Below are 25,950 nucleotides of genomic sequence, written 5' to 3'. Positions count from 1 at the left end.
TCCGTTGGCGCCTTGCGCGGCGGGACGCTTTTTAAAAGCCTGAAATTCCGTCCAAGCGCCGGATTGCTTCCCTTAAGGAGGCGGACTGGGTTCAGGCCTGTTCAACACGAACCAACCGGCGCATACGTGGGCCTTGCAGCTATCGAAGGCCACGCAGGAGATTTTATGTCAGTAGCTACTCCCTCTCGCGAAGATTTCGCGGCCCTTCTCGAAGAGTCCTTTGCCAAGAACGACCTGGCCGAAGGCTATGTCACCAAGGGCATCGTCACCGGCATCGAAAAGGATGTCGCCGTTGTTGACGTCGGCCTGAAGGTCGAAGGCCGCATCGCGCTCAAGGAATTCGGCGCACGCGCCAAGGACGGTTCGCTGAAGGTCGGCGACGAAGTCGAAGTTTACGTCGAGCGCATCGAAAACGCCCTTGGCGAAGCTGTTCTGTCGCGCGAGAAGGCTCGCCGCGAAGAAAGCTGGATCAAGCTCGAAGCCAAGTTCGAAGCTGGCGAGCGCGTCGAAGGCGTGATCTTCAACCAGGTCAAGGGCGGCTTCACGGTCGATCTCGACGGTGCGATCGCCTTCCTGCCGCGTTCTCAGGTCGACATCCGCCCGATCCGCGACGTTTCCCCGCTGATGCACAACCCGCAGCCCTTCGAAATCCTCAAGATGGACAAGCGCCGCGGCAACATCGTGGTTTCGCGCCGTACGGTTCTGGAAGAATCCCGTGCCGAGCAGCGTTCTGAAATCGTTCAGAACCTCGAAGAAGGCCAGGTTGTTGACGGCGTCGTCAAGAACATCACCGATTACGGTGCGTTCGTTGACCTCGGCGGCATCGACGGCCTGCTGCACGTTACCGACATGGCATGGCGCCGCGTCAACCATCCGTCGGAAATCCTGAACATCGGCCAGCAGGTCAAGGTTCAGATCATCCGCATCAACCAGGAAACCCACCGCATCTCGCTCGGCATGAAGCAGCTCGAGTCGGATCCGTGGGATGGCATCCAGGCCAAGTATCCGGAAGGCAAGAAGATCTCCGGTACCGTCACGAACATCACCGACTACGGTGCGTTCGTCGAGCTGGAGCCGGGCATCGAAGGCCTGATCCATATCTCGGAAATGTCCTGGACCAAGAAGAACGTACATCCCGGCAAGATCCTGTCCACGAGCCAGGAAGTCGAAGTCGTCGTTCTCGAAGTCGATCCGTCCAAGCGCCGTATCTCGCTCGGCCTCAAGCAGACGCTGGAAAATCCGTGGGCAGCATTCGCCCGCAACAACCCGGCTGGCACTGAAGTCGAAGGCGAAGTCAAGAACAAGACCGAATTCGGCCTGTTCATCGGCCTCGACGGCGACGTTGACGGCATGGTGCACCTTTCTGACCTCGACTGGAACCGTCCGGGCGAGCAGGTCATCGAAGAGTTCAACAAGGGCGATGTCGTCAAGGCTGTCGTTCTCGATGTTGACGTCGAAAAGGAACGCATCTCGCTCGGCATCAAGCAGCTCGGCAAGGATGCAGTCGGCGACGCCGCTGCTTCTGGCGACCTGCGCAAGAATGCAGTCGTTTCCTGCGAAATCACCGCAGTCAACGACGGCGGCATCGAAGTGAAGCTCGTCGAACACGAAGACATCACCTCGTTCATCCGCCGTGCAGATCTCGCACGCGACCGCGACGACCAGCGTCCGGAACGCTTCTCGGTTGGCCAGGTTGTTGACGCCCGCGTCACCAACTTCTCCAAGAAGGACCGCAAGATCATGCTGTCCATCAAGGCCCTGGAAATCGCAGAAGAGAAGGAAGCCGTCGCTCAGTTCGGTTCGTCCGACTCCGGCGCTTCGCTCGGCGACATCCTTGGCGCGGCTCTGAAGAACCGCGGCGAGTAATCGCTACAAGCATTGAAACAAAGAACCCGCCGGAGCGATCCGGCGGGTTTTTCTTTGCCCCGATTTTTTGAAGAAACGTTATTCCCAACCGACCATGCGCTGATAGAGCGCGAAGACAGGGTCGGCGACCGGCGGCTCTTCGTGGCGCGCTTCGATCTCGGGAAGATCGGCGGGCACCCTGCCCTGCGGACGCTGCTCCTGCTGAGAGGCCGATTGCTGCTCCTCGCCAGACTGCGCATCCTGCTCTTCTTCGCCCGCACTGCCTTCATAGTCGCTGCGATGCATCTGGCCATCGCGGCGTTCGGCGCCATCCTTGGCGAATTGATAGGGCTGAGCGATATAGCCGACGCCGTCGGGTGAGCGCAGCAGACCGGCTTTCTGAACCATCTCGGCAAGATCGGCCGGTAGGATCTGCGGCTGGGCGACGATCTCCTTCTGCTGGTGAGCGAGCTGGGCCGGATCGGCTGCAGGCGCTGCGCGTGCCGCTTCCGCCGGCGCGGCTTTGGCGCTCGCCATCTGGTCCGGACCATCCATCGCTTCGCGCATCTCGTCGCTTACCGGCTGGTCGACCGCTGCTTCGATATCCTCAGGTGCGTCCGCCAGGGCCTCGAGAAGCGTTGCGGTCTCCTGTTCGTTGATGATGGCGACCAGCAGTTCGGATGCTTCCTCGGTGATCGACGCGAGAACAGCAGGCCAGATCTTCGGAATATCGGGTTCGGCGCGCTCCCTGGCGAGCGGCGCGTGTGGCGCTTCGGCTTCCTCAAGCACCTGCGGCGCATCAGGCGCCATCGCTTCCGTTTCCGGTTGCTCCGGGTCTTCCGATGCGGCAGCCTGCGCCAATTCGTTGGCGGCCAGCGGCTCTTCGGCAATCTCTTCGATCACGCCGACCGGTAGATCGGACAAACCGGCAAGTGGAGAAGGCGGGGTCGCAGATGCTGCCGGTCTGGCTTGCGCCTGCGGTTGCGCTTCATGCGCTGCATCGGTCCCTGATTTCGGAGCCGGCAGAACGCTGTCTTCGTGCAGTGCTATGTCAGGTCGTGGTTCCGCCCGAAGCGGTGAAGCATCGTTCTGACGATACGAACGAACGACCGCGCGGGCTACCAGATCGCGATCCTTGTAGCGGACGGTCTCCAGATAGGCGACGACCCGGGCGGCTTCCGGCCCGGCCGGATTCTTCAGTGCTTCGGCGATCAGGCGCAGCGGCAGCGTGTGCCCATCGGCGGCGAGCTGCGTTTCGATCTCGTTGATGCGGGTCGCAGGCAGCTTCTGGATGACATCGGCAAGGCGGGACGCGAAGGCAAGATTGGTTTCGCCATCCTGACGCGGCAGCGGCAGGGCCTCGGATGCTGCATTGATGGCATCGAGCAGCGCGTCGAACATGCGTTCGCGGGCTGCCGCCAAGAGGAGGTTAAGCTTTCCGGCAATTGCCGAATTCAGATCGGAGCCTTCGACCGCCTGAACGGGCGCCGGGGCAACGATCGACCGGGCAAGTCCGCTGGCGACAATCGCTGCAGCCTGTCCGTTGGAAGAAAGACTCGTATTTGACGCTGCACGAACCGGAGTCAACATGGCATGCTCCTACTTTCGCAAGTGACAATCGAAGCAGATCACACGAGGGTCGCGCTCATCGGACCCCTCGCATTCTTCCGCAGATCCTCCCGTCCGCATGGCGCGTCATCGCACCGACGAATGCTTAAAAATTGATGATGATTCTACCGAATGGCTGTTAATGAAAAACTAACGGCCGGACAGGATGCCAATCCCGCCCGGCCGTCTCATGGCTCTCAAAGATCGCGTTGCTCAGCTGTGGGCGAAAATATCGGTCTCTTCCCAGCCGAGAAGATCAAGCTTGGCGCGGGTGGGCAGGAACGCGAAGCAGGCGGTGGCGTGGTCGAATCGGCCATCGCGCAGCAGGCGCTCGGTCAGCTTGTCGCGCAGCGCATGGAGATGGAGCACGTCGGAGGCGGCATATTCGAGCTGGGCCTGCGAGAGCGTTGCCGCCGCCCAATCCGAGGATTGCTGCGTTTTGGAGATATCGACCTCCAGCATCTCTTTCAGATTGTCCTTCAGGCCGTGGCGATCCGTATAGGTGCGCGACAGGCGCGAGGCGATCTTGGTGCAGAAGACAGGTGTCGTGGTCACGCCGAAGGTGTGGAACAACACGGCGATATCGAAGCGGCCGTAGTGAAAGATTTTCTGGCGGGCCGGATCGGCCAGCATCATCGTCAGGTTCGGCGCCTCCTTCTGGCCAGAGGCGATGCGGATGACATCGGCCGTGCCGTCGCCCGGCGACAACTGGACAACGCACAGGCGGTCGCGGCGCGGAACGAGACCCAGCGTCTCGGTATCGATCGCGATTGCGCCCTTGTAGCGCGCGGCATCCGCCGCGGAGATATCGCCTTCATGATAACGGATGGTGGCGGCCATGGCTCTTCTTTTACCTCGCGTGTTTCTTCCGGCGCTATAGCGCAAAGGCGCTGGCGGCGATACGTCTTTCGACCTCAGAAGGTCGGCGGCGTATTGATCCAGAGCAACACCGTCTCGCCATCATGGCGATTGCGCCAGGAATGATAGCGGCGGCTTTCGAAATAAAGCGAGTCTCCGGGGCCCAGATCGAAGAACTGGTCGGAATCCAGCACCAGCTCCAGACGACCCGACAGCACATGCATGAATTCCTCGCCCTCGTGCCGGTAGGCGCCTTCGCTGGTGGCGCCGGGCGCCAGCACGAAACGGTGGCAATCCATCATCCGCCGCCCTTCGGCGAGCAGCTGCACGGTGACGCCCGGCGTGGTTTCCGGCCAGGTGCGCCATTCGCCGGAGCGGACGACCGCCGTGGCATCATCGGCTTCTTCGCCCGAGAGGCGCGAAACGGTGGTGCCGTAATATTCAGCGAGATCATGCAGCGTCTTGAAGCTGACGCCCTGCGACGTGCGCTCCAGAGTCGATAGCGTCGACGAGGTGATGCCCATGTCACCAGCGACCTGATCCAGCGTCTTGCCGGCGGCATGGCGAAGGCTGCGGAGCCGGCGGCCGATATCGGACGCGCTGCTTGTCTCGCCATTGTCGCCGGAGGGCTCTTCGCTTTCCAGCGCCTCGCGGATCGCGGCCGGGTTGAGGCCACGCTCGACACGATACCAGGAAATCTTCTTCAACCGCGCGACGTCATCGGCGCTGTATTGCCGGTGGCCGGTTTCCGAACGATCAGGCACAAGCAGGCCCTGGCTTTCCCAAAGCCGTACGGTGGAGGCGGAAATTCCCGCCAGCCGCGCTGCCTCGGCGACCTTGTAGCGCACCGGCCCGTTATTGTTCATTCGCCAATAAATCCCTGATTCCGTGGTGCTTTATGCATCCTGCCGCGACAGAATCTCTGGTCGTGAGCATCCATCAAAAGGCGTGATGTTTGAAGCAAAAAATGCCGCTTGATTTCTTGCAGGAAAAATGTAGGACTTTTCTACATATCTTGCAGAACTTATGCAAGATAATTCCAAATCCCCTTGAGCGCAGGAGCGCATAGATGAACGCGACCACCCTTACGGACCGGAAGAATGCCGCAATTTCCCGCGGCGTCGGCATGACGACACAGATCTACGCCGACCGCGCAGAGAATGCTGAGATCTGGGACAAGGAGGGCCGCCGCTATATCGATTTCGCTGCTGGTATCGCCGTCCTGAACACCGGCCACCGCCATCCGCGCGTCATCGCTGCCGTCAAGGACCAGCTGGACCACTTCACCCACACCTGCCATCAGGTCGTGCCCTATGAAACCTATGTGCATCTTGCCGAACGCCTGAACGAGCTTGCCCCGGGCAACTTCGCCAAGAAGACGATCTTCGTGACCACGGGTGCGGAAGCTGTCGAAAACGCAGTAAAGATCGCCCGCGCCGCGACCGGACGTTCCGCCGTCATCGCCTTCGGCGGCGGCTTCCATGGCCGTACGTTCATGGGCATGGCCCTGACCGGCAAGGTCGTGCCTTACAAGGTCGGCTTCGGCGCAATGCCTGGCGATGTCTTCCACGTGCCCTTCCCGGTCGAGCTGCATGGCGTCAGCGCCGAGCAGTCTTTGGCAGCCTTGAAGAAGCTGTTTGCCGCCGATGTCGATCCGCAGCGTGTGGCTGCGATCATCATCGAGCCCGTGCAGGGCGAAGGCGGTTTCTATGCGGCACCTGCAGCCTTCCTGAAGGCGCTGCGCGAACTTTGCGACCAGTACGGCATCCTGCTGATTGCCGACGAAGTGCAGACTGGGTTTGCCCGTACCGGCAAGATGTTTGCGATGGATCACCATGAGGTCGCCCCCGATCTGATGACCATGGCGAAGAGCCTTGCCGGTGGTTTCCCGCTGGCTGCTGTCACCGGCCGCGCCGAGGTCATGGATGCGCCCGGCCCCGGCGGCCTCGGCGGCACCTATGGCGGCAATCCGCTCGGTATCGCCGCCGCGCATGCCGTGCTCGACGTCATCAAGGACGAAGACCTCTGCAACCGCGCCAACCAGCTCGGCGGCCGCCTGAAGCAGCGTCTGGAATCGTTGCGCGACAAGGCGCCGGAGATTGTCGATATCCGCGGCCCGGGCTTCATGAACGCTGTCGAATTCAACGACAAGACCACCAAGCTGCCGAGCGCCGAATTCGCCAACAAGGTGCGCCTGATCGCGCTGGAAAAAGGTCTCATCCTTTTGACCTGCGGCGTGCACGGAAACGTCATTCGCTTCCTTGCCCCGATCACCATTCAGGACAATATCTTCGGCGAAGCGCTCGATATCCTCGAAGCCTCCATTCTTGAAGCAAGCGCGGGCAAGTAACCGCCTTCGGAGTAAATGACATGGCATTCACGACCGCACTGACCAAACACGTCCCCTTCTCCTCTCCGTTCCTACGCGACACCGGCTACATCAACGGCGAATGGACGAAGGGCGGTGCAACGAAAACCTTCGACGTCCTGAACCCGGCCAGCGGCGAAGTTCTGGCCTCGCTCCCTGATATGGGCGCTGCAGACACCCGCAAGGCGATTGACGCAGCCTATGCAGCCCAGCCCGCCTGGGCGGCAAAACCCGCCAAGGACCGCAGCGCCATCCTGCGCAAGTGGTTCGACCTGATGGTCGCCAATGCCGACGAGCTGGCGGCGATCCTGACGGCTGAAATGGGCAAGCCATTTGCAGAAGCGCGCGGCGAGATCCTCTACGCTGCCGCTTACATCGAATGGTATGCGGAAGAAGCCAAGCGCATCTACGGCGAGACCATCCCGGCACCGTCGAACGACAAGCGGATGATCGTCATCAAGCAGCCGGTCGGCGTCGTCGGCACGATCACGCCCTGGAACTTTCCGGCAGCGATGATCACCCGCAAGATCGCGCCGGCGCTTGCCGTTGGCTGCACCGTCGTTTCGAAGCCCGCCGAACAGACGCCGCTGTCGGCTATCGCGCTTGGGGTTCTCGCCGAACAGGCGGGTGTTCCCGCCGGTGTCTTCAACGTCATCGTTGGCGAAGACGGCCCTGGTATCGGCAAGGAACTATGCGGCAACGACAAGGTACGCAAGATCAGCTTCACCGGCTCGACCGAAGTCGGCCGCATCCTGATGCGCCAGTGCTCCGATCAGATAAAGAAAGTCAGCCTCGAGCTCGGCGGCAACGCACCCTTCATCGTCTTCGATGATGCGGATCTCGATGCTGCCGTCGAAGGTGCGATCGCTTCGAAATACCGCAACGCTGGCCAGACCTGCGTCTGCGCCAACCGCCTCTACGTGCAGTCTGGCGTCTACGATGCCTTCGCGGCCAAGCTGGCCGCCAAGGTTGAAGCCATGTCTGTTGGCGACGGCTTCACGTCGGGCGTCACCATTGGGCCGCTGATCGACGAGCAGGGTCTCGCCAAGGTCGAGGACCATGTCAGCGACGCGATCTCCAAGGGTGCCAAGGTGCTGACCGGCGGCAAGCGTATCGAAGGTGCCGGCACCTTCTTTACGCCGACCGTACTCACGGGCGTTGCCAAGGGCATGAAGGTCGCCAGGGAAGAAACCTTCGGCCCGGTCGCGCCGCTCTTCCGCTTCGACACCGTTGAAGAAGTCATCCAGCAGGCCAATGACACCGAGTTCGGCCTCGCCGCCTATTTCTTCGCGGGCGATCTGAAGAAGGTCTGGAAGGTTGCGGAAGCGCTCGAATACGGCATGGTTGGGATCAATACCGGCCTGATGTCGACGGAAACCGCGCCCTTCGGCGGTATCAAGCAATCCGGCAACGGCCGCGAAGGCTCGCGCCATGGCGCCGATGATTACCTCGAGATGAAATATCTCTGCATCGGCAATCTCTAAAATCGAAAGGGCGCCTCCGGGCGCCCTTTTCATTTCGGCACTCAATAATGCGGCGGCCTTGTCACCGCCGGCGCTTCCAGCGATTGCTCTTCGAGCGACAGGAAGCGTTCCGTCAAACGGTCCAGTTTCGCCCGGGTCTGTTCGACCACCTTCCATTGCTCGGCAAGCTGATCCGAAAGCTCTTCGATGGTCTTTGCCTGATGGGCCAAGGCTTCTTCAAGCTGGGTAATGCGGCTGATGTCTTCGGCCATGGTTGTTCTCCACCGGTTTGCTGCTCTTCCAAAACCTATAGCGGCGGCTGCGTCAATGGGGCGCCCGGCATCGATTCCTAAAGTGAACTCATTGGTTACTAATGGGCCTTGCCGTGTCTTTGATCGTGGAGTAGGCCCTAACCCATCAGGGAGGAAATCTTATGGATTCACGAAACGGCTTTCTTCACCAGGACCGGCTTTTTCCGGCCGATCCGGCAACCCGCAGCATCGCGCGCGACCTCTACGAGACGGTCGCCGATCTGCCGATCGTCAGCCCGCATGGGCATACCGAGCCCTCGTGGTTTGCTGACGACAAACCATTTGAAGATGCCGCATCGCTGCTCGTCATCCCCGACCATTATCTGTTCCGCATGCTGCACAGCACCGGCACCAAGCTCGACGAACTCGGCGTTCCCCGGCTTGACGGCAAGCCTGTCGCCAAGGGCCGTGACATCTGGCGCGCCTTCGCCGCCAAGTATCATCTCTTCCGCGGCACGCCATCCAGCCTCTGGGTCGATCATGCCATGTCTGCGGTGCTCGGCTGTACCGAGCCGCTGACGCCTGAGAATGCCGACACGCTCTACGATCATATCAACGAGCAGCTTGCCAAGCCCGAGTTCCGCCCGCGTGCCCTGCACCAGCGCTTCGGCATCGAAACGATCGCCACGACGGAAGGCGCGCTGGATCCGCTGGTGCATCATCAGAAGATGCAGAAGGATGGCTGGATCGGTAAGGTTCGTACGACATACCGCCCTGACAGCGTGACCGATCCTGACGCCCTCGGCTTCCGCGACAATCTCATCAAGTTCGGTGAGATCACCGGCTGTGACGTCACCAAATGGGACGGCATGATCGACGCGCATCGCAAGCGCCGCGCCTATTTCCGCCAGTTCGGCGCCACAGCGACCGACCACGGCGTACCGACTGCCTTCACCGCCGATCTCTCGGCCACCGAGCGGCAGGCGCTGCTCGACAAGGCACTGAAGGGTCCGCTTTCGGCTGCCGATGCCGAGCTTTTCCGCGGTCAGATGATGACCGAGATGGCCGGGCTTTCTGCCGAGGACGGCATGGTGATGCAGATCCACGCCGGATCGCGCCGCAACACCGACAGCGGTCTCTTTGCGACCCGCGGTCCGAACATGGGCGCCGATATCCCGACCAGGACTGACTGGATCGGCGGGCTGAATGCGCTGCTCTCAAAGTACGGCCATTCGCAGGGCCTTCGCATCCTGCTCTTCACGCTCGACGAGACGACCTATTCGCGCGAGCTGGCGCCGATGGCCGGCCATTGGGAATGCCTGATGATCGGCCCACCCTGGTGGTTCCACGACAGCCCGAATGGCATCCGCCGCTATCTCGACCAGGTTGTCGAGACGGCGGGTTTTGCCAATCTGGCCGGCTTCAACGACGATACCCGCGCCTTGCTCTCGATCCCCGCCCGCCACGACGTCTGGCGCCGCGAGGTTTGCGGCTTCCTGGCGCAGCTTGCCGCCGAGCACCGGATCTCCCGGAAGGACGCGGCGATCGTCGCGCGCGAACTCTCCTATGACAACGCGAAGAAGGCCTACAAGCTGTGAGCAATCGACTGAAGGACCTGAACGGCCTGGCGCCGACCGCAAAGCTTCCCGCCTATGACCGCAGCACGCTGAAGGCGGGCATCCTGCATCTTGGCCCCGGCGCCTTCTTCCGCGCCCATTTCGCGCCGTTTACGGACGCAGCGCTAGCCGCTGAGGGCGGCGACTGGGGCATCGAGGTGGCGAGCCTGCGCACGCCCGATGTTGCCGACAATCTCAACGCGCAGAACGGCCTCTACACGGTGCTGATCCGCGACACGTCGGGCACGACGGCCGAAGTGATCGGTCCGATCCTGAAGGCGCATGTGGCGCCGCGCGACCCGGCCTTGCTCCTTTCACGGCTCGAAGACCCGGCGATCCGCATCGTCAGCCTGACGGTGACGGAAAAGGCCTATGGCCTTGACGTGCGCACCGGCGGACTTGATCTGACCCATCCAGATGTTGCCGCCGATCTTGCCAACCGCCACGCACCGCGCGGCGTCGTCGGCTATCTCGTCGAAGGTCTTTCCCGCCGCCGCGCCAAGGGTATCGCGCCGTTCACGCCGCTCAGTTGCGACAACCTGCCGAGCAACGGCGCGGTGCTGAAGCGCCTCGTCCTCGATTTCGCCGGCCGCGTCGATCCGGAGCTTCGCGCCTGGATCGAAACCAATGTGCCCTTCCCCTCGACCATGGTCGACCGCATCACGCCCGCCAGCACCGACGCCACCTATGCGGATGCCGAGCGGCTGACCGGGCGACAGGATCTGGCAGCAATCGAGACCGAGCCCTTCACCCAATGGGTGATCGAAGACCATTTCGCCAACGGCCGCCCGGCGTGGGACAAGGCCGGCGTGCTGATGGTCGACGAAGTCTCGGCTTATGAAAAGATGAAGCTCCGCATGCTGAACGGCGCGCATTCGCTGCTCGCCTATCTCGGCTACATAGGCGGCTATGAATATATCCGCGACGTCATGGACGACGAAGGATTGGCGGCTCTTGCCCGGCGTCAGATGAATGCCGCTGCCGACACGCTCGATCCGGTTCCGGGCATCGATCTCGACCACTATGCCGACGAACTGATAGCCCGCTTTGCAAACAAGGCGATCGCCCACCGCACCTACCAGATCGCCATGGACGGCACGCAGAAGCTGCCGCAGCGCCTGCTGGAGCCGGCAACCGAAGCACTGGCCCACGGCAGCAAGGCCGAGACCTACGCCATCGCCGTCGCCGCCTGGATGCGCTATGCCATCGGCGTCGATCGCAACGGCAAGGCATACGAGCTGCGAGATCCGCGTGCCGCGGAAATTGCAACGCTGCTCGCTGATATCCCACGCAACGGCAGCGCCGTTTCGGCGGCTCTGTTCAAGTTGCCGGGATTGTTCCCGAAGGCGCTGACGGACAATGTGATCTGGACCGAGGATGTGGCGAACAAGCTGGATATCCTGATTCAGGATAACAGGTTGCCGTTGTTCTGAGGCGGTCTCGAAAAAGAGGGCACCAACCTCTCCCTCCTCATCCCTGTGTCCTTAGGGCTGCGTCCACGGGATGTCACAGGGATCCAGCCGGCCCAAGTCCTTGGGCCGGAAAGACTCTTCGCCTAACTGACAGATTCATTCACCGCGCAGACGCGCGGTGGCTAGATTCCTGTGACGTCCCGTGGGCGCAGCCCTAAGGGCACAGGAATGAGGGAAGCATTCGCGGCATCCGTGGTCCCCCAAGGGAACAGGCTAGCCCTTCACCCTCTTCATCTCGGGATCATACAACGGCTTCAGCGACACCGAGCACGGCACCCGCTCCCGCGCGACATCGAGCTCGTACTTGCCCGACAGCACAAAATCCTCCGTCACACCGTCAACGTTGCGGACGTAGCCGTAGCCAATCGCCTTGCCGAGCGTGTAGCCGAAGCCGCCGCTCGAGAGCCAGCCGACGCGCTTTCCATCGCGATAGATGGTTTCGCGGCCGAGCAGGACGACATCAGGATCATCGGGCACGAAGCAGGCCAGCATCTTCCTGACGCCACCGGACAGCTGGCGTTCGACGGCAGCGCGGCCGCGGAAGGGGATGTTCTTTTTGCTCTTCACTGCCCAGGCAAGACCAGCCTCGACGGGCGTATGGTCAGGGCCGATATCCGATCCCCAGGCGCGATAGCCCTTTTCCAGGCGGCAGCTTTCGATGGCGCGATAGCCGGCGTTGACGAGACCGAGACCGTTTCCGGCGGCCATCAGCGCATCATAGACGGTCGTTGCATACTCGACCGGCACATGCAGCTCGTAGCCGAGCTCGCCGACATAGGTGATCCGCAGCGCCCTCACCGGGCAACCCGCGATGCCGACGGTCTTGACGCGGCCGAAGGAGAAGGCAGCGTTCGAGACATCCGATGAGGTGACCTTCTCCAGCACGGCGCGGGCATTCGGGCCCATCAGCGACAGAACCGAATAGGCGGAGGTGACATCGACCAGCTCGGCCTGCATGCCGTCAGGAATATTGCGGGCTATCCAGTCGAAATCGTGGGTGGCAAAGCCGGTGCCGGTGACGATGTAATATTCGTTCTCGGCAATGCGGGCGACGGTGAGATCGCATTCGATACCGCCCTTGTCGTTCAGCATCTGGGTATAGACAAGCGAGCCGACAGGCTTTGCCACGTCGTTCGACGCGATCCAGCTGAGCGCTACTTCGGCATCGCGGCCCTTCAGCACGAACTTGGCGAAGGAGGTCTGGTCGAAGATGACCGCCGCCTCACGCACGGCCTTGTGCTCGCGGCCAACGGCCTCGAACCAGTTCTGCCTGCTGTAGCTGTAGATGTCCTTCGGCTCCTCGTTGGCGAAGAGATCGGCAAACCAGTTCGGCCGCTCCCAGCCGAGTTTCTCGCCGAAGCAGGCGCCCTGCGCCTTCAGCCGATCGTAGAGCGGCGACTTGCGGCAGGGGCGGCCGCTCGAATGTTCTTCGAAGGGGAAGGCCAGCGTATAGTGTTTGCCATAGGCCTCCAGCGTGCGGGTGCGGACCCAGTCGGTGTCGAAATGCGGGCGGCCGAAGCGGCGGATATCGACCGACCAGAGATCGTAGGGCGGCTCGCCCTTCGCTACCCATTCGGCCAGTGCCATGCCGGCACCGCCGCCCGACGCGATACCGAAGGCGTTGAAACCCGCTCCGACAAAGAAGTTCTTCAGTTCCGGCGCTTCGCCGAGGATGAAGTTTCCGTCAGGCGTGAAGCTCTCCGGACCGCTCAACAGCTGCTTGACGCCGGCGGTTTCGAGAGCGGGAACGCGGGCCAGTGCCTGTTCCATGATCTGCTCGAAGTGATCGTAATTGCTGTCGAGCAGCGTGTAGTGGAAGCCGTCGGGAATGCCGCCAGTCGCCCAGGGGATCGGGTTCGGCTCGTAGCCGCCCATGACGAGGCCACCGACCTCTTCCTTGTAGTAGGTCAGGCGATCGGGATCGCGCAGCGTCGGCAGGTTCGAGGGTACGCCGAAGGATTCGGTGATCAGATATTGATGCTCAACGGAGACGAGCGGCACGTTGACGCCGAAGCGCGCGGCGAAGGCGCGGGTCCACTGGCCGGCGCAGACGACGACGCGTTCGCATTCGATGCGGCCATTGGCGGTGACGACGGCGCGGATGCGGCCCTTGTCGATTTCGAGATCGATGACTTCGGTGTCTTCGAAGATCGAGACACCGGCCATGCGGGCGCCACGGGCAAGCGCCTGGGTGATATCAGAGGGGTTGGCCTGACCATCGGTCGGGAGGTAGGCCGCACCGACGAGGTCATCAATCGTCATCAGCGGCCAGAGATCGAAAGCCTCCTGCGGCGTCAGCAGATGCATTTCAAGACCGAAGGACTGCGCCGTCGTCGCCTGGCGCTTGACCTCGGTCCAGCGCTGCTCGTTGCAGGCGAGCCTCAAGCCACCATTCATCTTCCAGCCGGTGCCGAGCCCGGTTTCCGCTTCAAGCTTCTTGTAGAGATCGACGGAGTAGCCGAGCAGCTGGGTGATGTTGGCGCTGGTGCGCAGCTGGCCGACGAGGCCGGCAGCGTGGAAGGTCGTGCCCGATGTCAGCTTCTTGCGCTCGAGCAGCACGGTATCGGTCCAGCCGAGCTTGCCGAGGTGATAGGCCGTCGAGCAGCCGATGATACCGCCGCCGATGACCAGGGCTTTCGCCGTCTTCGGTAATTCCTTCGTCATTCTACTGATCCTGTTCAAATGCCTTGTAGGCGCGCTCGAAGCGCGCAAGATTTTCGGCGGTATAGGCGGCGTAATCGAAATCGATGGTCGAATGGATCTCGGAGACCATGCTCCAGAGTGTCTCGCGTAACAGAGAGACACATTTCATCGCGCTGTAGCGGCGCCACAGATCCGGTGTCAGCGGCTTCTCGAAATAACTTTCGAGCATCGTCCGTTCGACGGCTTCCGGGAGCTCGTTGTTGGAGGCAAGGCCGCCGAGATCGAACAACGGGGTATTGAAACCGGCATAGTCCCAATCGATCAGCCAGAGCCGTTTGCCGTCATCGAGAAAATTGGCGGCCAGCAGATCGTTGTGCCCGAAGCCGATTTCGAAGGGACCGGCCGCAGCTTCCAGACGCTCGGCCTTTTCAAGCAAGCCGGGTAGAAGCGGTGCGTAGGCGCTACCTGCTGCGGCAAGATTAGCCGCATAATCCCGGATCACGTGGAAGACCCAGAAGATCATCGCCTGGCCGCGGAAGTGGCGGGCGATGTCGCCGTGGCAGGCCCGCACCAGCGGCAGCGTCCGCAGCAAGGTTGCTTCATCCTGCAGATCAGCCGCAGACAGCGCCCGCGATTCGATGAAATCCAGGACGAGGATTCCGGGCGCGTGATGGATGACGGCGGGCGAAAGGCCCGCGGCATGAGCAGCGATGCTGGCGGCGAGCTCATTCTGGCGGTTGATGTGATGAACCGGGATATCATCGCCCAACCGGACGACGCGCCGCGTGTTGCGATCCATGACGAGGTAGTTGCGGTTGGTGATGCCGCCGGTGATAGGTTCGATCTCGAGCGGTCCGTGCCAGATGCCGAGTGCATGAATCCTATCTTCAGGCGTCACGCTTGTCCCCCTCGCGGCCCATTTTCAAAATGATGGGCCAGAGGAGGATCGGCTGTCAAGCAGAGGCCCGGTCAGATCGTGGCGCCGGACGCATCGAAGACGTGACAGCGGGCCGGATCGAAGGAGGTCTTCACATTGGTGCCGCGCTCGACCTTTTGCTGGCCATCGAGAGCGATGGTCAGCTGCTGGCCATCCGGCGTCGTCGTGTAAAGCATCGTCGCGCCGCCGAGATTTTCGACGAGATCGACATTGACGGTCGCAAGCGCCGTTCCGGCATCGGCAACGCCGAGATGCTCAGGGCGAATTCCGAATGTCACATCCTGGCCTGCGGAGCCCTTCAGGCGCCGCGGTAGGCGGATCGAACTGCCGCAGACGTTGACGGTCGTGTCCCCGTCATTCACCTGGTCGATCTTAGCCTTCAGGAAGTTCATCTTCGGGCTGCCGATGAAACCGGCGACGAAGCGGTTGGCCGGGTTGTTGTAGAGGTCGAGCGGGGCGCCGACCTGCTCGATGCGGCCGGAATTCAGCACGACGATCTTGTCCGCCATGGTCATGGCCTCGACCTGATCGTGCGTCACATAGATCATCGTATTGCCAAGGCTGCTGTGCAGGCGGGAAATCTCGACGCGCATCTGCACGCGCAGTTCCGCATCAAGGTTCGACAGCGGCTCGTCGAAGAGGAAGATGCGCGGCTCACGGACAATGGCGCGGCCGATGGCAACACGCTGGCGCTGGCCGCCGGAGAGCGCCTTGGGCTTGCGTTCCAGCAGCTTTTCGATCTGCAGAATCTCGGCAGCGCGGCGCACCTTCGGCTCGATTTCAGCTTTCTTGTAGCCGGCTGTCTCCAGCCCGAAAGCCAGATTCTTGTAGACCGACATATGCGGGTAAAGCGCATAGGATTGGAACACCATCGCGATCCCGCGTTTCGCCGGTGCGACCTCGTTCATGCGCTCATTGTCCAGAAGCAAGGCGCCGCCGGAAATCTCCTCGAGTCCGGCTATCATCCGCAGCAGCGTGGACTTGCCACAGCCGGACGGGCCGACGAAGACGGTGAACTCACCGGGATCGATCGTCAGGTCGATGCCATGAATAACATCCAGCGACCCGTAGCGCTTCTCGACCTTCTGAAGAACGACACTCGTTGCCATCTTCCCAAATCCTCTCCTGATCCCGTTATCGCGTTTTTGCACGCCAGTCGGCGTATTTGGGGCTCTCCGGCCCGATCGGCAGCGCCACGTCAGCTCCGCTGTCCGAGGATTGATAGATTGCCGTCACCAGCTCCAGAGCGCGGCGCGCATCTGCCGACGTCACCGGCAGCGGCCCGTTGCCGCTGAGATAGTCGTGGAAGCGGACCATTTGCGTGTTGAAGCGCGGCGCCACCGGCTGCCAGTCGGCGAGCGCTTTGTCGATCTGCGCCTGCACGTCATCATTTGCGGCGATGATCTGCCAGGGGCCTTTGCCCGGCGAATAGGGCTCGTGATTGCTCTCGAACGTGACGTTTTGGAAATGCAGCCGAAGGCGGCTGATTTCCTGCTGGGAACCCAGGGTGCACGAGAGCGACACGAAGGCGCCGTTGTGCATCTCAAGGCTCACCGAGGCACAGTCTTCGACCTCGATATCGTTGACGCGTGTAGCAACACGGCCGAAGACGCGCGCAGCCGGGCCAGCAAGATGGAAGAGCATATCGTGCAGGTGCAGCGCATGCGTGACCAGCACACCGCCAAGCTCGGTCGCCCATTTGCCGCGCCAGGGCACGGCGTAATATTCGGGTTTGCGCAGCCAGAAGGTCTCCACCGAACCCATGTAGAACTTGCCGGCAATGCCTGCATCGATGATGCGCTTCGCCTGCTCGATGCCATCGCCGTAGCGATACTGGAAGATCGGCATCAACGTGCCCCTGGCTGTCTTCTCGGCACGCATGATCTCGTCGACGCCAGCCAGCGATCCCGTCAGTGGCTTTTCGCAGACGACATGCTTTCCGGCGGCAAGGGCTGCGATCACCTGCTCCTTGTGGATGCCCGGCGGCGTGCAGATATCGATGATGTCGATACCGTCGTCCGCCAGAAGCTCGTCGAAGGACGTGGCGCGGCGCTCGATGCCGAATTCGTCGCCGACGGTCTTCAGCCGTTCCTCGTTCAGGTCGCAGATCGCTGCGACCTTGAAACGATCAGGATGCGGCAGGTAGCCCTCGACGATATGCGAACGCCCGATACCGCAGCCGACGATGGCAACAGTCTTGATGCTCATGTCACTCTTTCCCATTGGCATCAGCGCTTCATGCCTGTTGTGGCGATGCCTTCGATCAGCAGGCGCTGGAAGAACAGGAAGAAGAAGAACACGGGCACGAGGGTCAGCGTCGACATGGCGAACAGGCCACCCCAGTCCGATGCGCTGGTCGAGTCGACGAAGGTGCGCAGGCCAAGCTGGATCGTGTAGGTGTTCATGTCGTTCAGATAGATCAGCGGCCCGAAGAAATCGTCCCAGGTCCAGATGAAGGAGAAGATGGCAGCCGTTGCCAGCACCGGCAGCGACAGCGGCAGCATGATCTTCCAGTAGATCCGCCAGGCGCTGCAGCCATCCATCATCGCCGCTTCATCGAGTTCGCGCGGAATGCCGCGGAAGAACTGCACCATGAGAAAGATGAAGAAGGCGTCGCTGGCGAGGAACTTCGGCACGACCAGCGGCAGGATGGTGTTGACCCAGCCGAGGTTGAGAAACAGCACATATTGCGGGATCAGCGTTACGTGATACGGGATCATCAGCGTGCCGAGCATGATCGCGAACCAGAAATTCCGGCCGGCAAAGCGGAGACGCGCGAAGGCGAAAGCCGTCAGCGAGCAGGCGATGACATTACCAGTGACCGTCAGCAGCGAAATAACCAGCGAATTCCAGAAGAAGCGCCCGAAGCTGATATCGAGGCCGGTCCAGCCGCGCACATAGGACGCGAAATCGATTGATGACGGGATGATCGAGGTCGACGAGAAGATCTCGTTTTCCGGGCGCACGGAGGCCGAGAGCATCCAGAGCAGCGGATAGAGCATCAGCAGCGACGCACCGATCAGCAGGGCATGGACGACGATCGAACCCGGCAGGCTGCGCTTGTTGATGTCGGATGGCGGCCTGGCCGCGGTGACTGCAGCGGTCATCTCAGTCATCGTAGTGAACCCAATAGCGCGAGGACAGGAACGAGAAGGCGGTGAAGATCGCGATGATGACCACCAGGATCCAGGCAAGTGCCGAAGCGTAGCCCATGCGGAAATTTCCGAAGGCTTCCTGATAGAGGTAGAGCGTATAGAACAGCGTCGAATTGATCGGACCGCCAGTGCCGCCTGAGATGATGAAGGCGGGCGTGAACGCCTTGAAGGCTTCGATCGTCTGCACCACGGCATTGAAGAAAATGACGGGCGTCAGAAGCGGCAGCGTGATCTTGTAGAACTGGCGGAATGTCGAGGCGCCGTCGAGGCTGGCCGCCTCATACATATCCTGCGGGATCTGGCGCAGACCGGCGAGGAAGATGATCATCGGCGAGCCGAACTGCCAGACGGACAACGCCACCAGCGTGTAGATCGAATAGCTCGGATGCGAGATCCAGCTCGGCCCCTGAATGCCGAACTGTGCCAGCGCTGCATTGACCAGGCCGTCGCCGGCGAAAAGCTGCCGCCAGAGAACGGCGATGGCGACGCTGCCGCCAAGCAGCGAGGGCAGATAGAAAATGGCGCGGTAAACAGGAAGACCGCGAATGCCCCGGTTCAGTGCCATTGCCACCATCAGCGCAAAAGTGAGCTTGAAGGGGACGGAGAGCACGACATAGGTCAGCGTCACCTTCATCGCCGCGGCGAATTTCGGATCGGCGGTGGCGATGCGCACATAATTGTCCGTGCCGACCCAGCCCGGCGCTCTCAACATGTCGAAGTCCGTAAACGACAGGTAGAGAGAAATCAGGGCGGGGCCGAGCGTCAGCCCGAAAAAACCGAGAAGCCAAGGCAGCAGAAAGAGATAGCCTGGAGCATTGGCATTCCACAGCCGCCTGAGGCGGCTGTCTGCCACTGCTCCCTGGTAACGTTCCACCGTCACGGCTCCGTCGGCCGTTGTGCGCATCGCATTGTTCATGTGGTTCAACCCCGCGCGAGGACGCGCGTAATTTCATCCACGAGCTGCTTGCCGGCATCGGCAGGGGTTACCTGACCGAAGGCAACCTGCTCGGCGAGCTGGCGCAGAACCGTCTGGCCTTCACCGGCACCTGTCGGCGGCGGTGGCGGCAACGGACCGGCGAGATCGCCAAGATTGGCCACGTAGTTCAGCGGGATCTTGCCGACATCATCGAGCGTACCGGCGACGACATCACGCATCGACTTCGATTCCGGAATGCCGCGCTCGACGTCGAGCACTTTGGCGGCATCGGGATTCATGACGAAGAAGTTGACGTAATCGACGGCCTGATCGAGGACCTTGGACTGCGCCGACACCGAGAAGAACATCGATGGCTTGCGGTAGTGGCCGCCCTTCGAGTCCGCGGTGACGCGCGGGTAGTTGCTGAGCGTCAGCTTGTCCTTGACTACGGCCTGGAAGCCGACGAACTGGTTGCTGTGCGCATAGTCGATCGCAGCCTTGCCCATCGTCAGCGGGGCGGTGTCGATTGTATCCTTGTAGAGCGCCTGAACATCGGGCGGCACACAGGCGCCGGCTTCGCGGAACTTCGCCCACATGTCGAACCATTCGGACGCATCTTCAACGCCAAAGGCGATCTTCGAATCCGCCGTGTACAGCGCCTTGCCGCGCTGGCGAACGTAGTTTTCGAAGAGCGGCTCGGCGCCGCTGCCGTCGGCAAAGCCGAAGAAGCCCTTGCGCTTGCCGGCCTTGGTGATTTCAGCACCGATCTTGCCGAGTTCTTCCCAGGTCGTCTTGTTGTTCGGGGCTTCGACGCCTGCTTCCTGCAGCGCAACGGTGTTGATTACAGTCGCTGCCGAGTTGGCGCCGAGACTGATGCCATAGAGATGGCCATCGACCTTGCCGCCTTCGATCTGAGCCGGATCGAAATCGCCGAGCTGCAGCTTCGAGGGCATGTAGGATTCCAGCGGAGCAAGAGCGCCGCGCCGGGCATATTCGACGATATAACGGTAATCCATCTGGATCACGTCAGGGGCGTTCTTGCCGGCGACCTGGGTCGCGAGCTTCTGCCAGTAATCGCCCCAGCCCAGGAATTCGCCGGTGATCGAAACACCTGAATTCTTGGCCTTGTAGAGATCCGACACCTTGTTGGTGCGGTCTGCGCGGGGCTGAGAGCCCCACCAGATCAGCCGGAGACGGGCGTCCTGCGCAAATGCGGGGGCACCCATACCCGAAAGCGCGAGCAGCGAAGCCCCTCCCGCCATGAAGCCACGTCTATTAATGCTGAATGTCATCTGTTTTTCCTCCTCCCTTGGGGAGCGCCTCCACACGCTCCTTGCTGGTTTCTCTTGCAACAAATAACTAATTGGTTACAAGCTATGGACAAGCACGAAGCCTGTCAAGCGGTCTTGGTTTCGCGAGGTCTCCTCTTCGAATTTCGCTTGTACAACCTCGCACCGAAGCCTTATGAGCGCAACATTAGCGTCTGGGGAGATAAGCCGATGAACGATACTGGCCAGACTGGGGACAAGAAAAAGCCGAAGCGCGCCAGCGGCGAGCGCGTGCTTCAGCGCGACCCCGAACGGACCAAGGCGGCGATCCTTGAGGCGGCAACGCAGGAATTTGCCGAGAACGGCATGGGCGGCGCCCGCGTCGATGCGATCGCCGAACGTGCCGGCACCAACAAGCGCATGCTCTACCACTATTTCGGCGACAAGGAGCAGCTGTACCTGCGCGTGCTCGAAGAAGCCTATGTCGGCATCCGCACCGCCGAACGTGCGCTGCATATCGGCGACCGTAATCCGGAAGAAGGCATCACGGAACTCGCGCTCTTCACCTGGCGCTATTTCCTCCAGCATCCGGAATTCCTCAGTCTGCTCGGAACGGAAAATCTGCATCGCGCCCGCTGGCTGCGCCAATCGGTGCGGCTGAAGGAGCTTCACTCGCATCTGATCGGCGAACTGGCCCAGGTGCTTGAACGCGGCAAAAAGGAAGGCGTCTTCATCGAGACGGCAGATCCGCTGCATGTCTATCTGACGATCGCATCGCTCGGATATTTCTATCTTTCCAACCAGTACACGCTCTCGACCATCTTCGGCCGCCCCCTGATCGAGGCCACGAATCTGGACACCTGGGAGCGCCATATCGTCCACGTGACGCTCGCCTCCATTAAGCGCTGAGAAGCCGAAACGGATTTGCCTATTGACAGGTCCGGTTTCCTTCTGCCATCAAGTAACTGTTTAGTTACTGGCTTGGGAGGGCTGGGCCAAGCCCGCTCCCTGCCGGAAAACGATTGGCAGGGAGGAACAAATGGCACGTCTCGGGATCATTTTGCACGGCGTTACAGGCCGCATGGGATACAATCAGCATCTGGTGCGATCGATCCTGGCCATCCGCGACCAGGGCGGCCTTTTGCTGAAATCGGGGGAACGGCTGGAGATCGATCCGATCATAGTCGGCCGCAACCGCGACAAGATGGAAGAGCTGGCGAAGAAGCATAACATCAAGCGCTGGTCTACCGACCTGGATGCCGCACTTGCCAACCCCGACGACCATATTTTCTTCGACGCCGGCACGACGCTGATGCGTGCCGAGCTGCTGTCCCGGGCGCTTGATGCCGGCAAACATGTCTATTGCGAAAAGCCGATTTCCGACGACCTGCAGGTTGCGGTCGATCTTGCCCGGAAGGCCCGCTCTTCCGGACTCAAGCACGGCGTCGTTCAGGACAAGCTGTTCCTGCCCGGCCTGCGAAAGCTGGCGCTGCTGCGCGATTCCGGCTTCTTCGGCAAGATTCTCTCGGTGCGCGGCGAGTTTGGCTACTGGGTGTTCGAGGGCGACTGGGGCGTGCCGGCGCAGCGCCCGTCGTGGAACTACCGCAAGGGCGACGGCGGCGGCATCATCCTCGATATGCTGTGCCACTGGCGCTACGTGCTCGACAATCTCTTTGGCGAAGTGAAGTCCGTCTCCTGCCTCGGTGCCACCCATATCGGCAGCCGCGTCGACGAACAGGGCAAGACCTATCCTTGCGATACCGACGACGCCGCCTACGCGACCTTCGAACTTGAGGGCGGGGTGATCGCGCAGATCAACTCCTCCTGGGCGGTTCGCGTCCGCCGCGACGACCTCGTCACTTTCCAGGTCGACGGCACGCATGGTTCCGCGGTCGCGGGGCTAACGAAATGCTGGACCCAGCACCGCGTCAACACGCCGAAGCCGGTCTGGAATCCCGACCAGCCGCAGACGATCGACTTCTACAAGACCTGGGACGAAGTGCCGGATACGCAGGTCTTCGACAACGGCTTCAAGGCGCAGTGGGAAATGTTCCTGCGCCATGTCGCCGAGGATGCGCCGTGGCCCTATGGCATGGAGGCTGGCGCCAAGGGCGTGCAGCTGGCCGAACTCGGCCTGAGGTCTTGGGCCGAACGCCGCTGGCTCGACGTTCCCCGGCTGGAATTCTGATCATGGCAAGAACGATCAATCTCCCGCTAGACGGCAAGATCGCGCCCTATCAGCTGACCGGCGTGCCGATCGAACTGAAGAAGCGCGATGCCAAGGATTTTCCGCGCGTCGTCTATGCGGCGGCCCATGTGGTGGCCGATCCGCTTCAAGACAACGACCCGTGGCTGACACCGGCGATCGACTGGGAGCGGACGCTTGCGTTCCGCCACCGGCTCTGGGATCTCGGTCTCGGCGTTGCCGAGGCGATGGATACGGCTCAGCGCGGCATGGGCCTCGGCTGGCCTGAGGCCCGCGAGCTGATCCGCCGGGCGTTGCGCGAGGCACGCGCCCGAAAGGACGCGCTGATTGCCTGCGGCGCAGGCACCGATCATCTGACGCCCGGCCCTGATGTGACCATTGATACGATCATCCGGGCTTACGAGGAGCAGATCGAGGCCGTCGAGGCGGAAGGCGGGCGCATCATCCTGATGGCAAGCCGGGCGCTGGCCGCCGCCGCCAAGGGCCCGGACGACTATATCCGGGTCTATGACCGCATTCTTCGCCAGGTCAAGGAACCCGTGATCATCCATTGGCTGGGTGAAATGTTCGATCCGGCGCTCGCTGGCTATTGGGGCGATGACGACCACATCAAGGCAATGTCGACGAGCCTTCAAGTGATCGAAGCCAATGCCGCAAAGGTCGATGGCATCAAGATTTCGCTGCTTTCGAAAGAAAAGGAAGTGGCGATGCGCCGCCAGCTGCCAAAGGCTGTGCGGATGTATACCGGCGACGACTTCAATTATGCGGAACTGATCGCCGGCGACGAAGAGGGCCATTCGGACGCCCTGCTCGGCATTTTCGATGCGATCGCACCGGCGGCTTCGGCGGCAATGGATGCGCTCGGGCGCCACAGCAACAACGAATTCTTCGATCTGCTCGACCCGACCGTTCCGCTGTCGCGCCACATCTTCAAGGCACCGACCCGCTTCTACAAGACCGGCGTGGTGTTCCTTGCCTATCTCAACGGCCTGCAGGACCATTTCGTTATGGTCGGCGGGCAGCAGAGCACAAGGTCTCTGACGCATCTCGCCGAACTGTTCCGGCTGGCCGACAAGGCGCGGGTCCTCGCCGATCCCGATCTCGCGGTCAGCCGCATGAAGCAGGTGCTTGCCGTTCACGGCGTGCAATGACCCATCAGGCAGGGAGGACATGACATGCAGGTCGAAGGACTTTCGATCAATCTCGCAACGATCCGCGAGCAATGCGGCTTTGCCGAAGCCGTCGATCTCTGCCTGAAGCACGGCATCACCAAGATCGCGCCCTGGCGCGATCAGGTCGCCAAGGCGGGTCTCGACGAAGCCGTCCGCATCGTGAAATCGAACGGCCTGAAGCTCACCGGCCTTTGCCGCGGCGGCTTCTTTCCGGCCGCCAATGACGGCGATTGGCAGAAGAACCTCGACGACAACCGACGGGCGATCGACGAGGCCGCGGCCCTCGGCGCCGATTGCCTCGTGCTCGTTGTCGGTGGACTGGCGGGCGGATCGCGCGATATCGGTGCTGCCCGGCAGATGGTTTCGGACGGGATCGCGGCCGTCCTGCCACATGCAAAAGCCTCAGGCGTGCCGCTGGCGATCGAGCCGCTACACCCGATGTATGCCGCCGACCGCTCCTGTGTGAACACGCTGCGCCAGGCGCTCGACATGTGCGAGCTGCTTGGTACCGATGTCGGCGTTGCCATCGATGTCTATCACGTCTGGTGGGATCCGGAACTCGCCGAGCAGATCGCACGCGCCGGGCAGATGAAGCGCATCTTCGCGCATCACATCTGCGATTGGCTGGTGCCGACCAAGGATATGCTGACCGACCGCGGCATGATGGGCGACGGCGTGATCGATCTCAAAGGCATCAGGCAGATGATCGAGAAGGCGGGCTTCTTCGGCGCGCAGGAGGTCGAGATCTTTTCGGCAGACAATTGGTGGAAGCGCCCGGCGGAGGAGGTCATCGCCACCTGCGTCGACCGGTATCATGGCTGCTGCCTAGTTTAATTGGATATATTCGTTTCAGCACGTATGAAGGAGGATCATTCGATGGAGAAGCGCCGTTTTGCACTGATAGGGACCGGCAATCGCGGGACCACGATGTGGGGGAAGGATCTGCTCGCCGGGTGGCGCGAGCATGTGGATCTGGTGGCCATCGTCGAGAAGAACTCGCTGCGCGGCGAGCGGGCGCGCACGATGATCGGCAGCAATGCCCCCATCTATGACGACATCGAGGCGATGCTGAAGGAGGTCAAGCCCGACCTCGTGATCGTCTGTACGCCTGATCATACCCATGACGCGATCGTCGTGCGGGCGCTCGAGGCCGGGATCGACGTGATCACCGAAAAGCCGATGACGACAGCGGTCGACAAGATCCGGCGGATCATGGACGCCGAGAAGCGGACAGGCCAGCGCGTCGATGTTTCGTTCAACTACCGCTATTCGCCGACGGCAGCGCGCATCAAGGAGCTGCTGAATTCAGGCGAGATCGGCCGTGTAACCTCTGTCGATTTTCACTGGTACCTGAACACCAAGCACGGCGCCGATTATTTCCGCCGCTGGCATGCCTATACCGAGAATTCGGGCAGCCTCTTCGTCCACAAGGCGACACACCATTTCGATCTGCTGAACTGGTATCTCGACAGCGATCCCGAAGCCGTCACATCCTTTGCCGATCTGCAGAATTACGGCCGCAAAGGCCCCTTCCGCGGCCCGCGCTGCAAGCTCTGTCCTCACACTGCCGAATGCGATTACTATCTCGACCTTGAGGCAGATCCGTTCCTGGACACGCTTTACGAAGACCCCTCGAAGATCGACGGTTACTTCCGCGACGGCTGCGTCTTCCGCGAGGATATCGACATACCTGATACGATGGTGGTCAGCATCCGCTACCGCAACAACGTGCATGTCTCCTACTCGCTGAACACCTTCCAGCCGATCGAGGGCCACCATCTGGCGTTCAACGGCACCAAGGGCCGGATCGAGGTTCGCCAGCATGAAACGCAGCCATGGGAGGTAAAGAAGGAGGACGAGATCCTGCTGATCCGTAATTTCCCCAATGGCAAGGAAGCGCTCGAACGCATCGTCGTTCCACATTCGTCCGGCGGGCATTACGGTGGTGACGACCGGATGCGCAACATGATCTTCAAGCCCGGCATGGAAGACGGGCTGCATCAGCGCGCCGGTACGCGTGCCGGCGCCATGTCTGTTCTCTGCGGGATTGCCGCCCTGCAGAGTTCGCGCACGGGCAAGGTTGTGACGCTCGCCGAGCTGATGCCGGAGCTCGCGAATGACGGCTCGCCAAATAGCGTAAAAGCCGGCTAATAAAATCGAAGCGCCAGTTCG

The 25,950-nt window shown here is 61.5% G+C and carries 21 protein-coding genes; 10 read left to right on the top strand and 11 right to left on the bottom strand.

What is annotated here, in order from left to right; genetic code table 11:
* The first annotated feature begins 165 nt into the window (after window positions 1–165).
* A complete protein-coding gene (gene rpsA / locus AB4Z25_RS06030; protein ID WP_112384986.1) occupies window positions 166–1,866 on the top strand; it encodes a 30S ribosomal protein S1 in 1,701 nt (566 codons plus the stop codon).
* A gap of 78 nt (window positions 1,867–1,944) precedes the next feature.
* On the opposite strand, the gene AB4Z25_RS06025 is transcribed toward rpsA, so the two are convergent.
* From AB4Z25_RS06025 to AB4Z25_RS06015, 3 genes are all read right to left on the bottom strand, one after another.
* Window positions 1,945–3,435: a hypothetical protein gene (locus tag AB4Z25_RS06025; protein WP_442207907.1), complete on the bottom strand. Its 1,491-nt coding sequence runs from the start codon at window positions 3,433–3,435 to the stop codon at window positions 1,945–1,947.
* A 231-nt stretch (window positions 3,436–3,666) separates the two neighbouring features.
* Window positions 3,667–4,293, bottom strand: a complete 627-nt coding sequence (locus AB4Z25_RS06020) for a ribonuclease D (protein WP_112384984.1) — start codon at window positions 4,291–4,293, stop codon at window positions 3,667–3,669.
* A gap of 74 nt (window positions 4,294–4,367) precedes the next feature.
* A complete protein-coding gene (locus tag AB4Z25_RS06015) occupies window positions 4,368–5,177 on the bottom strand; it encodes a MerR family transcriptional regulator (protein WP_112514306.1) in 810 nt (269 codons plus the stop codon).
* A 203-nt stretch (window positions 5,178–5,380) separates the two neighbouring features.
* Here AB4Z25_RS06015 and AB4Z25_RS06010 point away from each other — a divergent pair, with 203 nt between their 5' ends.
* On the top strand, window positions 5,381–6,661 hold the full coding sequence (locus tag AB4Z25_RS06010) for a 4-aminobutyrate--2-oxoglutarate transaminase (RefSeq protein ID WP_112514307.1): 1,281 nt from the start codon (window positions 5,381–5,383) through the stop codon (window positions 6,659–6,661).
* A 20-nt stretch (window positions 6,662–6,681) separates the two neighbouring features.
* Window positions 6,682–8,163 (top strand): NAD-dependent succinate-semialdehyde dehydrogenase, encoded by a 1,482-nt coding sequence (locus tag AB4Z25_RS06005; RefSeq protein ID WP_112514308.1) that lies wholly within the window; start codon window positions 6,682–6,684, stop codon window positions 8,161–8,163.
* A gap of 41 nt (window positions 8,164–8,204) precedes the next feature.
* Here the strand turns inward: AB4Z25_RS06005 and AB4Z25_RS06000 are convergent, their stop codons facing one another.
* Window positions 8,205–8,414, bottom strand: a complete 210-nt coding sequence (locus AB4Z25_RS06000; RefSeq protein ID WP_112514309.1) for a SlyX family protein — start codon at window positions 8,412–8,414, stop codon at window positions 8,205–8,207.
* Window positions 8,415–8,575: 161 nt separating this feature from the next.
* Between AB4Z25_RS06000 and uxaC the strand changes: the two genes are divergently transcribed.
* Entirely contained in the window at window positions 8,576–9,991 is a 1,416-nt protein-coding gene (uxaC, locus tag AB4Z25_RS05995; protein WP_112539873.1) for a glucuronate isomerase, read from the top strand.
* Window positions 9,988–11,442 (top strand): mannitol dehydrogenase family protein, encoded by a 1,455-nt coding sequence (locus AB4Z25_RS05990; RefSeq protein ID WP_112539871.1) that lies wholly within the window; start codon window positions 9,988–9,990, stop codon window positions 11,440–11,442. Before uxaC ends, AB4Z25_RS05990 begins: the two co-directional genes overlap by 4 nt.
* Before the next feature lie 252 nt (window positions 11,443–11,694).
* Here AB4Z25_RS05990 and AB4Z25_RS05985 read toward each other — a convergent pair whose 3' ends face one another.
* The 7 genes from AB4Z25_RS05985 to AB4Z25_RS05955 all read right to left on the bottom strand — a co-directional run bounded on the left by AB4Z25_RS05985 (window position 11,695) and on the right by AB4Z25_RS05955 (window position 20,424).
* On the bottom strand, window positions 11,695–14,145 hold the full coding sequence (locus tag AB4Z25_RS05985; RefSeq protein ID WP_112539869.1) for an FAD-dependent oxidoreductase: 2,451 nt from the start codon (window positions 14,143–14,145) through the stop codon (window positions 11,695–11,697).
* Between the two features lies 1 nt (window position 14,146).
* On the bottom strand, window positions 14,147–15,022 hold the full coding sequence (locus tag AB4Z25_RS05980; RefSeq protein WP_112539867.1) for a choline kinase family protein: 876 nt from the start codon (window positions 15,020–15,022) through the stop codon (window positions 14,147–14,149).
* Window positions 15,023–15,093: 71 nt separating this feature from the next.
* Window positions 15,094–16,170 (bottom strand): sn-glycerol-3-phosphate ABC transporter ATP-binding protein UgpC, encoded by a 1,077-nt coding sequence (locus AB4Z25_RS05975; protein ID WP_112539865.1) that lies wholly within the window; start codon window positions 16,168–16,170, stop codon window positions 15,094–15,096.
* A 25-nt stretch (window positions 16,171–16,195) separates the two neighbouring features.
* Window positions 16,196–17,269 (bottom strand): Gfo/Idh/MocA family protein, encoded by a 1,074-nt coding sequence (locus AB4Z25_RS05970; protein WP_112539862.1) that lies wholly within the window; start codon window positions 17,267–17,269, stop codon window positions 16,196–16,198.
* A 20-nt stretch (window positions 17,270–17,289) separates the two neighbouring features.
* Window positions 17,290–18,177, bottom strand: coding sequence for a carbohydrate ABC transporter permease (locus AB4Z25_RS05965; RefSeq protein WP_112384973.1), 888 nt, complete (start codon window positions 18,175–18,177; stop codon window positions 17,290–17,292).
* Window positions 18,170–19,132: a carbohydrate ABC transporter permease gene (locus AB4Z25_RS05960; protein ID WP_112539858.1), complete on the bottom strand. Its 963-nt coding sequence runs from the start codon at window positions 19,130–19,132 to the stop codon at window positions 18,170–18,172. Before AB4Z25_RS05960 ends, AB4Z25_RS05965 begins: the two co-directional genes overlap by 8 nt.
* Window positions 19,133–19,137: 5 nt before the next feature.
* Window positions 19,138–20,424 (bottom strand): ABC transporter substrate-binding protein, encoded by a 1,287-nt coding sequence (locus AB4Z25_RS05955; RefSeq protein WP_112384971.1) that lies wholly within the window; start codon window positions 20,422–20,424, stop codon window positions 19,138–19,140.
* 207 nt (window positions 20,425–20,631) lie between these two features.
* Between AB4Z25_RS05955 and AB4Z25_RS05950 the strand changes: the two genes are divergently transcribed.
* The 5 genes from AB4Z25_RS05950 (at window position 20,632) to AB4Z25_RS05930 (ending at window position 25,929) form a co-directional block, all read left to right on the top strand.
* On the top strand, window positions 20,632–21,309 hold the full coding sequence (locus tag AB4Z25_RS05950; protein WP_112514374.1) for a TetR/AcrR family transcriptional regulator: 678 nt from the start codon (window positions 20,632–20,634) through the stop codon (window positions 21,307–21,309).
* Window positions 21,310–21,439: 130 nt separating this feature from the next.
* Window positions 21,440–22,588 carry a Gfo/Idh/MocA family protein gene (locus AB4Z25_RS05945; RefSeq protein ID WP_112539856.1) on the top strand — a complete coding sequence of 383 codons (1,149 nt, stop codon included), beginning with the start codon at window positions 21,440–21,442 and terminating at the stop codon, window positions 22,586–22,588.
* A 2-nt stretch (window positions 22,589–22,590) separates the two neighbouring features.
* The gene (locus AB4Z25_RS05940; RefSeq protein ID WP_112539854.1) at window positions 22,591–23,757 is read left to right on the top strand and encodes a dihydrodipicolinate synthase family protein; all 1,167 of its coding nucleotides are present in this window, start codon (window positions 22,591–22,593) and stop codon (window positions 23,755–23,757) included.
* A 24-nt stretch (window positions 23,758–23,781) separates the two neighbouring features.
* Window positions 23,782–24,612 carry a sugar phosphate isomerase/epimerase family protein gene (locus tag AB4Z25_RS05935; RefSeq protein WP_112539852.1) on the top strand — a complete coding sequence of 277 codons (831 nt, stop codon included), beginning with the start codon at window positions 23,782–23,784 and terminating at the stop codon, window positions 24,610–24,612.
* Between the two features lie 42 nt (window positions 24,613–24,654).
* Window positions 24,655–25,929 carry a Gfo/Idh/MocA family protein gene (locus AB4Z25_RS05930; protein ID WP_112539850.1) on the top strand — a complete coding sequence of 425 codons (1,275 nt, stop codon included), beginning with the start codon at window positions 24,655–24,657 and terminating at the stop codon, window positions 25,927–25,929.
* The last annotated feature ends 21 nt before the right edge of the window (window positions 25,930–25,950 follow it).

It is taken from the genome of Rhizobium sp. RAF36 (genome assembly GCF_052114105.1).
GTDB lineage: Bacteria > Pseudomonadota > Alphaproteobacteria > Rhizobiales > Rhizobiaceae > Rhizobium.
Note: the sequence above shows the minus strand (reverse complement) of the source record. Positions and strands in the feature narration are given on the sequence as shown.

What these genes read in the sequence shown, in the direction of transcription:
- rpsA (WP_112384986.1), top strand. Translation starts at nt 166, where the DNA reads ATGTCAGTAGCTACTCCCTCTCGCGAAGATTTCGCGGCCCTTCTCGAA.
- AB4Z25_RS06025 (WP_442207907.1), bottom strand. Translation starts at nt 3,435, where the DNA reads ATGTTGACTCCGGTTCGTGCAGCGTCAAATACGAGTCTTTCTTCCAAC.
- AB4Z25_RS06020 (WP_112384984.1), bottom strand. Translation starts at nt 4,293, where the DNA reads ATGGCCGCCACCATCCGTTATCATGAAGGCGATATCTCCGCGGCGGAT.
- AB4Z25_RS06015 (WP_112514306.1), bottom strand. Translation starts at nt 5,177, where the DNA reads ATGAACAATAACGGGCCGGTGCGCTACAAGGTCGCCGAGGCAGCGCGG.
- AB4Z25_RS06010 (WP_112514307.1), top strand. Translation starts at nt 5,381, where the DNA reads ATGAACGCGACCACCCTTACGGACCGGAAGAATGCCGCAATTTCCCGC.
- AB4Z25_RS06005 (WP_112514308.1), top strand. Translation starts at nt 6,682, where the DNA reads ATGGCATTCACGACCGCACTGACCAAACACGTCCCCTTCTCCTCTCCG.
- AB4Z25_RS06000 (WP_112514309.1), bottom strand. Translation starts at nt 8,414, where the DNA reads ATGGCCGAAGACATCAGCCGCATTACCCAGCTTGAAGAAGCCTTGGCC.
- uxaC (WP_112539873.1), top strand. Translation starts at nt 8,576, where the DNA reads ATGGATTCACGAAACGGCTTTCTTCACCAGGACCGGCTTTTTCCGGCC.
- AB4Z25_RS05985 (WP_112539869.1), bottom strand. Translation starts at nt 14,145, where the DNA reads ATGACGAAGGAATTACCGAAGACGGCGAAAGCCCTGGTCATCGGCGGC.
- AB4Z25_RS05975 (WP_112539865.1), bottom strand. Translation starts at nt 16,170, where the DNA reads ATGGCAACGAGTGTCGTTCTTCAGAAGGTCGAGAAGCGCTACGGGTCG.
- AB4Z25_RS05970 (WP_112539862.1), bottom strand. Translation starts at nt 17,269, where the DNA reads ATGAGCATCAAGACTGTTGCCATCGTCGGCTGCGGTATCGGGCGTTCG.
- AB4Z25_RS05965 (WP_112384973.1), bottom strand. Translation starts at nt 18,177, where the DNA reads ATGACTGAGATGACCGCTGCAGTCACCGCGGCCAGGCCGCCATCCGAC.
- AB4Z25_RS05960 (WP_112539858.1), bottom strand. Translation starts at nt 19,132, where the DNA reads ATGAACAATGCGATGCGCACAACGGCCGACGGAGCCGTGACGGTGGAA.
- AB4Z25_RS05955 (WP_112384971.1), bottom strand. Translation starts at nt 20,424, where the DNA reads ATGACATTCAGCATTAATAGACGTGGCTTCATGGCGGGAGGGGCTTCG.
- AB4Z25_RS05950 (WP_112514374.1), top strand. Translation starts at nt 20,632, where the DNA reads ATGAACGATACTGGCCAGACTGGGGACAAGAAAAAGCCGAAGCGCGCC.
- AB4Z25_RS05945 (WP_112539856.1), top strand. Translation starts at nt 21,440, where the DNA reads ATGGCACGTCTCGGGATCATTTTGCACGGCGTTACAGGCCGCATGGGA.
- AB4Z25_RS05940 (WP_112539854.1), top strand. Translation starts at nt 22,591, where the DNA reads ATGGCAAGAACGATCAATCTCCCGCTAGACGGCAAGATCGCGCCCTAT.
- AB4Z25_RS05935 (WP_112539852.1), top strand. Translation starts at nt 23,782, where the DNA reads ATGCAGGTCGAAGGACTTTCGATCAATCTCGCAACGATCCGCGAGCAA.
- AB4Z25_RS05930 (WP_112539850.1), top strand. Translation starts at nt 24,655, where the DNA reads ATGGAGAAGCGCCGTTTTGCACTGATAGGGACCGGCAATCGCGGGACC.